Origin of the sequence: Sulfitobacter undariae, assembly GCF_014196805.1 — a bacterium.
GTDB classification, from domain to species: Bacteria; Pseudomonadota; Alphaproteobacteria; order Rhodobacterales; family Rhodobacteraceae; genus Sulfitobacter; species Sulfitobacter undariae.
In genome coordinates this window covers 1-7,814 of the sequence record NZ_JACIEI010000031.1, presented here as the reverse complement: position 1 = coordinate 7,814, position 7,814 = coordinate 1, and the positions used below count along the sequence as shown (strand labels likewise).

The 7,814-nt window shown below is 51.2% G+C and carries 3 protein-coding genes and 1 pseudogene; 1 reads left to right on the top strand and 3 read right to left on the bottom strand.

From position 1 onward, the window contains the following. Positions 1 to 92 precede the first annotated feature (92 nt). Positions 93 to 224, top strand: a pseudogene (locus GGR95_RS18565) (transposase domain-containing protein); the annotation flags it as partial. A gap of 95 nt (positions 225 to 319) precedes the next feature. Here GGR95_RS18565 and GGR95_RS18560 read toward each other — a convergent pair. From GGR95_RS18560 to GGR95_RS18550, 3 genes are all read right to left on the bottom strand, one after another. Continuing rightward, the gene (locus tag GGR95_RS18560) at positions 320 to 2,032 is read right to left on the bottom strand and encodes a nuclease-related domain-containing DEAD/DEAH box helicase (RefSeq protein ID WP_184568362.1); all 1,713 of its coding nucleotides are present in this window, start codon (positions 2,030 to 2,032) and stop codon (positions 320 to 322) included. Further along, positions 2,032 to 6,993, bottom strand: coding sequence for a protein NO VEIN domain-containing protein (locus GGR95_RS18555; protein WP_184568361.1), 4,962 nt, complete (start codon positions 6,991 to 6,993; stop codon positions 2,032 to 2,034). Before GGR95_RS18555 ends, GGR95_RS18560 begins: the two co-directional genes overlap by 1 nt. Positions 6,994 to 7,430: 437 nt before the next feature. Beyond that, positions 7,431 to 7,691 (bottom strand): helix-turn-helix transcriptional regulator, encoded by a 261-nt coding sequence (locus GGR95_RS18550; protein ID WP_184568360.1) that lies wholly within the window; start codon positions 7,689 to 7,691, stop codon positions 7,431 to 7,433. Positions 7,692 to 7,814: the final 123 nt, after the last annotated feature.

The window sequence follows — 7,814 nt, the reverse complement described above, 5'->3', positions numbered from 1 at the left end:
CACTCAGCACTGGGCTGGAAAAGCCCTGTCGCCTTCGAACGAAAGGTGGCTTAAACGAGCACTTGGGGCGGCACTAAAGCGTGACAGGTCCAAACGGCCTCGATCCGCAGGCCTACCTTGCCGACATTCTCGACCGCATCCATGACCACAAAATCAACCGCTTGGACGAATTGCTGCCGTGGAACTGGGCACCCACCACTGTCAAGAACAGTCAAGCTGCATAAGCTGCGGTATCAATGGCGCGGTTACGGACAAGGCTCTGGTGCGGCCAGATCAAAATGTTCCCAACAATTGTGACGCTTAGGCTCAACTTCTAAAGTTAAGTTACTATACTCAAAATACGGTCACATGCTTCACGGGAGCCGCACAAATAGAGAAGTGATTTGGCACGCGACATGCCCACATAGAGAGTTTCGCGATCCGCGCTAACGCTGCAGTTGTCGAAGGCCCAGAGTACAATAACGGGGCGCTCGAGGCCCTTAAAGCGGGCGACGGAGTCTACCGTCAGCTGCCCAGGACCGAAGTCTTCTATTCGCCCCAGCAACACTGAGCTCGGCAGCGGCAGTTTCTGGAGTAACGCTTCCCGCATAGTTCGATCTCCAACGTCACAGAGCAAGATCGCGACATCATGCGGAGCTACATGTTCTTCGACGATGAGCTTTGTTATCAGTGTGCCAATCAACTTAGTTTGTTTGTGGATATCAGAAGCAAAAAGGCATTCAACGTCAGCGCCATTAATTTCAGGAGGATCGACAAGGGCTCCGCGGTAATGGTTGTAAGCCACCGCATGAATAGCATCGGTATTCCTGCAATTTCGATCAAGCACCATCGGTTCTCCCTGCACCGGAATTTCCGCAGATCGGCCATAAATATCTTGGTTTTCGTCCAAGAAAATATAAAGCATGGCCTCCTCTGGTCGCGTCAAAAGCATCTCTATGGGAAGCCAGAACTCGTCACCAAAATCCTGAGCTTCGTCAACTATGATCGCCTCATACCGCGGGCCCAAGATGTCTACTGCGTTGGCGAACGCCAAGGGCATGTGGTGATCGAATTCGTTACCGCGTGGGATTTCGACGCGCGCTTCGGACATTAAGTCCCGACCATATTTTGATTTCACCAGTGTTATCCAGCGATGGCATACTTGGTGGAAAGTAGCGACATCGAGGCCTTCAATCCCTGAGCACAGTTCACGAAGATGGTCGGCGAGCCCACGATTGTAGCAAATGAACAGCGTACGCATGCCTTCTGAGGCCAGTCTTACGGCTTTCTCACGTGCTATGAGCGTCTTCCCAGTGCCGGCGCCACCGGCGATCATAACTCTGCGCTGGCGACGCAAAACGTCCAGTATAGCAGCCTGGCGAGTCGTTAGCGAAAGGCGAAAATCATCCTCATCGGCAATCCGGGCGGAGAGCAAGGGTCGCGTAGAGACAGACCTCGCGAAGAGGGCTACGAGACCGTCCACTCCACGCATTCCGATAGGCTGGTTTGCTCGATCGTTTTGTGACCAGAAGTCGAAAACCCGCTCGACCCATACGTCGATACTATTTAAGTCGCGCCGATCTCCGATGATTTCCACCGGAGCATCAGGTCCGCTAAGGCGGTCACCGTCCCCGACACTTGGGGCGAACACTGCATAGCCAAGATTGAAGCGACCGATGTTCATCTTTTTCCAAATCGGATTTTCCTTGAGCTTCTCTAACAAGGCGAATTTTCCGCGTCTGGCCTGATCGAAAGGGTTCTTAATTTTATGAATCTTATTATTGCCGTCAATCGATGTCCAACTCAGTGTACTATAGTCAAGTGAAACTCGTCCTCCTTTTACCTCCAATACAAGCACCCCGCGCGTGGGGTGGGCGATTAGAATGTCAGTCTCTCCTTCTCGCGGCCCATCCTTTCCCGGGCGCGAGATCCATGCCACCGAATGCAGTATAACGTAGTCTGAACCGAGCTTTTCAGCGAGGGCCTCATATACCCGAAGCTCAGCATTAGATTCAAAGACAGCATCACTCGGGATTGGGTAGCATCTTGCCATTAGTCAATTATCCTGAGTGAAGTGTTGAACGGTATTCCTCGCCGGCCCTCGATCTTGCCAAAGTCGACAACGACGAACGGAATAAGTCCCCGTGACTTAATCTCTTCAACTACGCCATTGCCCCACATTTGATGTTTCACTTTTAGACCGACCTGCAGGTGGATATCGCGTGACGATACTCGCTCTTCACTCGCATCATGCCAGTTGTGGTCAAACCAGTATTCCTTTACTTTGGAGAAGGGGTTACTGATCGCATAAACTCTTTGGCGATCTATGTCGCGAGCATGTTCGACTACGTAAATCCAAAATTCATCTGGATGCTCCCTTGCCATTGAAAACTGCACATGGCTCAGCTTGACACCCCGCTCGTTCCATTCATTTTCGAGACCCTTGACTTCGATTAAACGGCGACTTCCTTCTGAGGATTTCGATGCAATATCGAAACCAGGATTGAAGTGGGGTTGTCGCTCTGCATCCCATCCCCGAGTTTGTTCATAGCTGAGTGCTGCCTTCATAGCCGCTGCATCGATCAAATCTGTGATATCGTCACTTGCAGAAGCTTTCGAACCGGTGCTGTCCTCATCTCGCAACTCACCACGTGCGACATATGTAAGCATGCGTGTCCGGCGGATTTGACGCTCAGCTATGGCACCAGCTTTTTGATCATCGCGAGACCCATGAAAATTTCCACCTCCGCGGCTCCTTGGACTCGACGTTGCGTTGACTGGTTCGGCTTCAGCTCCAACGGACACATCACTTACTGCGTCAGCGCTTGATTCTTTTCCGAAGGCGCCACGACCAGTTAATGATCCATAACTTTCATCGTCGAGACCAACGTCATCTTCATTGTCTTCAAAAGTACCAGCACCTCGATTTATCGAATGATCAGCGCCAGTCCCGTTAAAGCCTTCGCTGGCACCTTTATGGTCGACGCCGGCCCCAATCTTCGTGTCAGACGCCCCGCTAAAATTGAAAGCGACATGACTGCCAGTAGTGACATCTTTTTCAGTATCCCCCGGAATATCTTGGCCGGAGGGACCACCCTCAATAACTTCAGTTTCGTCGTACGCCTCGGCATGTGCATCACTTTCTTCGTCCCTCAACATCCTACCAACTTCGATTTCGGACTCCTCGTCACTTGGTGCCTTGAATCCCGATTCTCGAAGAGCCTGTTCTGCATCTGCTCTATCTTCGAGCGACATTATGAAGGCAGCAGTCGCACATAGCGGTGGTACATCGGCGGTCGGACAATGTCGCTCTACAGCAGCAAAAAGTGCGCGGAACGCTGCGATCCAATCCATACGGCCGATTTCAGAACGAATATGCAGTAGCCCGGCCTCGTGATCCAAGTAGGAATTCGCAGCCGAAGCTGGGGTGCGCACAGGCGGATCGAATGCATCGATTTCCGCCTGTACCAGCAATTGGCTTGAGAAGCGGATATCGAGCCCCGCGAGACTTTCACGCAATGCTTGACGAGCAGCGCGATTTGGCGCGAGCCAGAGGATTAAATCTGCTCGCGACTGCAATCTTGAGGTTGGCTCCTCGGCAGCAACACCATCAGGCTCCTCGGCCAATCGAAATCTGGCAAGATCAGACAGCGCAAGCACATCTAAGCGATGAAAGAATCGGATCGCAGCTGAACGAGACACATCGGTCAGCCGTATAAGCCGATCGTCAAGGTCCGCCCCAAAGGGGTTAGCCAGCTGTTCGGAATCGAGCCATATCGCCTCTTCTGTCCAACACGCCTTTCCACTGACAGAAACGAAAGCTTGTTTGCCTAACAGGCTATCGACAGATTCCGCGGCACTGGGGCCTTCGGCTTCAAGCGCTTCGGCAAGAGCAGCAAGACAACGACTATGGATGACGATGTCATTGCCAGAAAGGGGAGCATTTTGCGCAATGTGCATGGCCAGGGAAGAGAAGTGTTTCGGCTCCGGCGCGTCGGTGACACCGAGCCGTCGGTACAAATTTTGCCGTAGATGCATGCGCTGACTTGCAGAATGCCAATACGTACCAAAAGGGGGGGGAGACCAGAAAACCTCACCCCCACCAATAAATCCGAATCCAGGAACATAGATGAAGTTCGTTTCCTTGAGGCGATCAATGCAACCTTCATTATCCGAGCGTTCCAAGCGTTCACTTAGCATTTGATAAGTCAGATCGTGCACTTCTTCGTTGGTCTCAATGCAATGCTCAACATGTGCTACAACTTTGTCAGTCGGTGGTTCCGACGGCATTTCGATAATATCCAAAAATGCGGAAATTACGGTAGTTGACTGTCGGAGGGGAGGCATCTCAACAATGGGCACTTGGGAAGCAAAGGCGGCTGCGCGCACTGCCCGATAGACTTGTGTAGGTGAGTATCTCGTATCTTCGTGACGTTTTCCATCAACTACTGCAGAAAGAAACGAAACGTGTTTCAGCCCCTTTAGAACTTCGACATCGTCATCATCGAAGCGATTCCATCGTTCCGTGATATGTCGAATTATGAGGGTTGTTTCCTTAACTATTTCATCAAGGGAACTGGTCTCCGCAATCTCTGCGATGCGTTCGACGAGATGCGCCGTCGAGACAGTTGTGGGCATTTCCAATCGATCGAAAAGGTCTCGAAGTCGCCCAGGATGCCCGCGTGGAAGCCAGCTCTCGTCAACCCATCGGGACGGATCTTTGCCCAGAATCGCTTCCAGGTCTGCGGACCAGTAGTAAACCTTGGCCGGTCGAACGAATTCCCCAGCGCGCGTGCGGACAAAAGCCGTCTTCGCTAACGCACCATTCGTACCATTTTCGTCAAGTTGGAAACGATGGTCCACGATTTCGGAAAGCAGTATGCCGTATTGCTCTCGAGATAATCCACTTGCGAGAATATCTTCAAGGTGGTCCTCGATATACTGATGGAAAGTAAGGACATCGACCTGTAGCACATGTTGGGCAAATTCCATCATACCGGGACAAAATAACCGTGTATCAACAATCTCAAAATGGCCAATAGGATCCTTGAAGTCTCCAGGTAGTTGTCCCCTTGCCGGACTAACGAAGCCTGCCCCTGTCCGGAGCATTGGGACATTTGATAGTATTCCAGATACGTCCGCGGCCCTATCATCAGTCGTGAAGGATGTGAGCAGGCCGTAGAAATGCCGCGCCTCGGCATCGGTTTCACCTATCGTTGAAGATGCTGACGCATGGTCAGTTATTTTGCCGGCGAGATCGGTGGCAAGATCCTTCAAACGGTACTCTCTTACGAGCGCTCCGATTTGCGGAAGCAACAGCACGTGGGAATGGACCAGGCGGCGATCCGGAACGAATTCACTCAGAGCGACCTCTGATACATTCGCTGGCAATTTTCGAGCATCGTTGGGGTTAATTGGTTGACCCTTGGCGTCTAAAAGGAAGGGCACGGCCTTTAATCTTTTTAGCACCGCAGGTGTTAAAGGCTTATCGATTGAATACTCAATCAGCTGTGCAGTGGCCGACCAGAGCCGGCGTAGAGATTCGCCACCGCCCACAGTCGCATCATCGCCTTTGTCTTCAAGGGCTGTGACAAGATCGGACAACCCGAGCCGCTGCGCTCCAAGGCTCGATAGCACCGTCCAATATCGACGAATAGTGGGATGGATGAGGGGAATGCCGAGATCTGCAAGTGCGTCTTGGTCAACGGCAGTCATTGCCTCAGGAGGAAGCGCGGTATTCTTTGGCAGGCGCCACTCACTTTGGGTGGTCCATACTAATGGTACATCCAAGGCGGCCTTGCTTAATTTATCCCAAAAGAACTTAAAGGTTAAATCCGCCTTGCGTTGAAAAGCAGCCTCCATCAAAGCCCAGAAACGGTTTGGGCCGAGTAAATCACGAATGCGGGTAAGGTTATCTCCCAAAACCTCGGCTGCCGTCTCGATGAGAGCCTGGTTCCAGATACGTTCATGACTCTCGCCTTCCAACACTATTGCCTGTCGACTCGCGTGAGGGAAAAAGTCGGCATTTACGTGAACAGGCATCCCTGTAGTTTGTCGGGTTGGCAAATAAGCATAAAGAAGGCCGTCGAACTGTTCGATGTCCAGAGGGATTGCAACATTTACTGTCCGCGATCGATCAAGCCGGCTCATAACCTTTAATTTCTCGGATATTTTATCCGAGTTCACAATGTCATCTGCTTCGCGGGACAAGACCAGCCAACGTCGTGTGATGCCGGACGGCTTAAATTTCAATTTCACCTCTTCGCCAGTTCGTACGATTTCCAAAACAGTGACAACGGCCCCATTGCGTCTAAGTTCGACCCGTTCAACATGACGCAGAAAGAGCAAACTACTTTCAAGAACATTCCCAACTTCCGCGACAACTTTGTCCACAATGTCCGCTGGCGTCGGTGAAGCGTTCAGTCCCGATCGAACCTCCGATTCCGTCGCGGCCCAAGGCAAGATGAATTTGGTACCATCGGCTTGGACAACCTCGCTTTTAACGACCTCCTGAGTTTGCGGATTTAGGCGCAGCTCGACATCGGCGGAGCGGATAATTGGGGTATCGGTGATTTGATAAACTGAAACAAAACCGATTCCAAAGCGTCCGATTTGCTCACTATCGTGCAGCTTACTTCGGCTACCCATCTCTGAAATCGCATGGAAGTTGCAAGGGCGCTTCAAGCCATTGGTGGGGTCACCCTTCTTGATCCAAGGACATTCAGCATCCTGAAGGCCGCAGCTTGTGAAGCTCCGATCGTTGGAAACTACCAATGCCTCATCTCGTACATCGAATGAAAGGCTTGCAGCTCCAGCATCGTCGGCGTTCTGGATTAGTTCCAACGCCATAATTCCATAGCCAAGCAAACCTTTCAACGCTTGCTCTATATTACCGAGCAAATTTGCCCGATAGGGTATGATTACTGACGTCGTTGCTGCATCGAGCGGGCTGGACGATGGCACCTCATCATTAGCAAGCGAATGGGGCCGATCATTTTGAAACTGATTGGTCAAATTAATACACCGTCTTTGAAAACTATTGAGCCACTATGCGGAGAAATCGGAGGTCTAACCAGTGATTTTTTTGCAATATATCCGGGTAAAAGAGCTGTGAGACGCTCAACCTTTAGGCCTTGTGGGCGTAGCAGTCGGTCAGTTTGTAAAATTAGTCTCGGTAGCGGTAGTCAACTCCCTCAAGATCTTTGATGCGTTAACTTTTTATTCAGATTTTATGATACATCCTATCTTTCACCATATCCCAAAAATGCGATTACTGCACAAACAAGGGCCTTCGCGCACAATAGGTGCTGGACAGGAGCTGCCAGAGACATGCAACTGATCATTTCAATTCAGTGTGCGCAGTAGACGTATCAATATGATTTATTCATCCCAGGTTTCAGGCTGGGACAATACTCGTCAAAGCGATCCGCATCCCCAATTTTGAAGGTAACCTATTCGAATTTGGCTGCTTCCATCCACTCGCGCACCTCATCGGAACGATAACGCACATTTGTGCCCTGCCTGTAAAATGACGGTCCACCTTTTTTGCCCCGATAAGCCTCGAGGGCGGCCACGGAATATTTCGTTATTTTGGCGACTTCTCTTGTCGTGAGATACTCTGGTTCTGGTTCGTGATTTGTAGCGAGAACCTGGTTAGTGAGCGCATCAATACACTCCTGAACGACGTCCCTGATGCCATCCAAATCGCGCATAGTTAGTTTTGGCGCGAGCGCTGATGTTCGTAAGCGGTGCGCCCACCCCACCTTCCTTGTGAGCCCCTGATCTGAGATTCAGCCCTGACAGATGGATTATAAGGGAGTTTCTCCATGGAGCGC

What these genes read in the sequence shown, in the direction of transcription:
- GGR95_RS18560 (WP_184568362.1), bottom strand. Translation starts at nt 2,032, where the DNA reads ATGGCAAGATGCTACCCAATCCCGAGTGATGCTGTCTTTGAATCTAAT.
- GGR95_RS18550 (WP_184568360.1), bottom strand. Translation starts at nt 7,691, where the DNA reads ATGCGCGATTTGGATGGCATCAGGGACGTCGTTCAGGAGTGTATTGAT.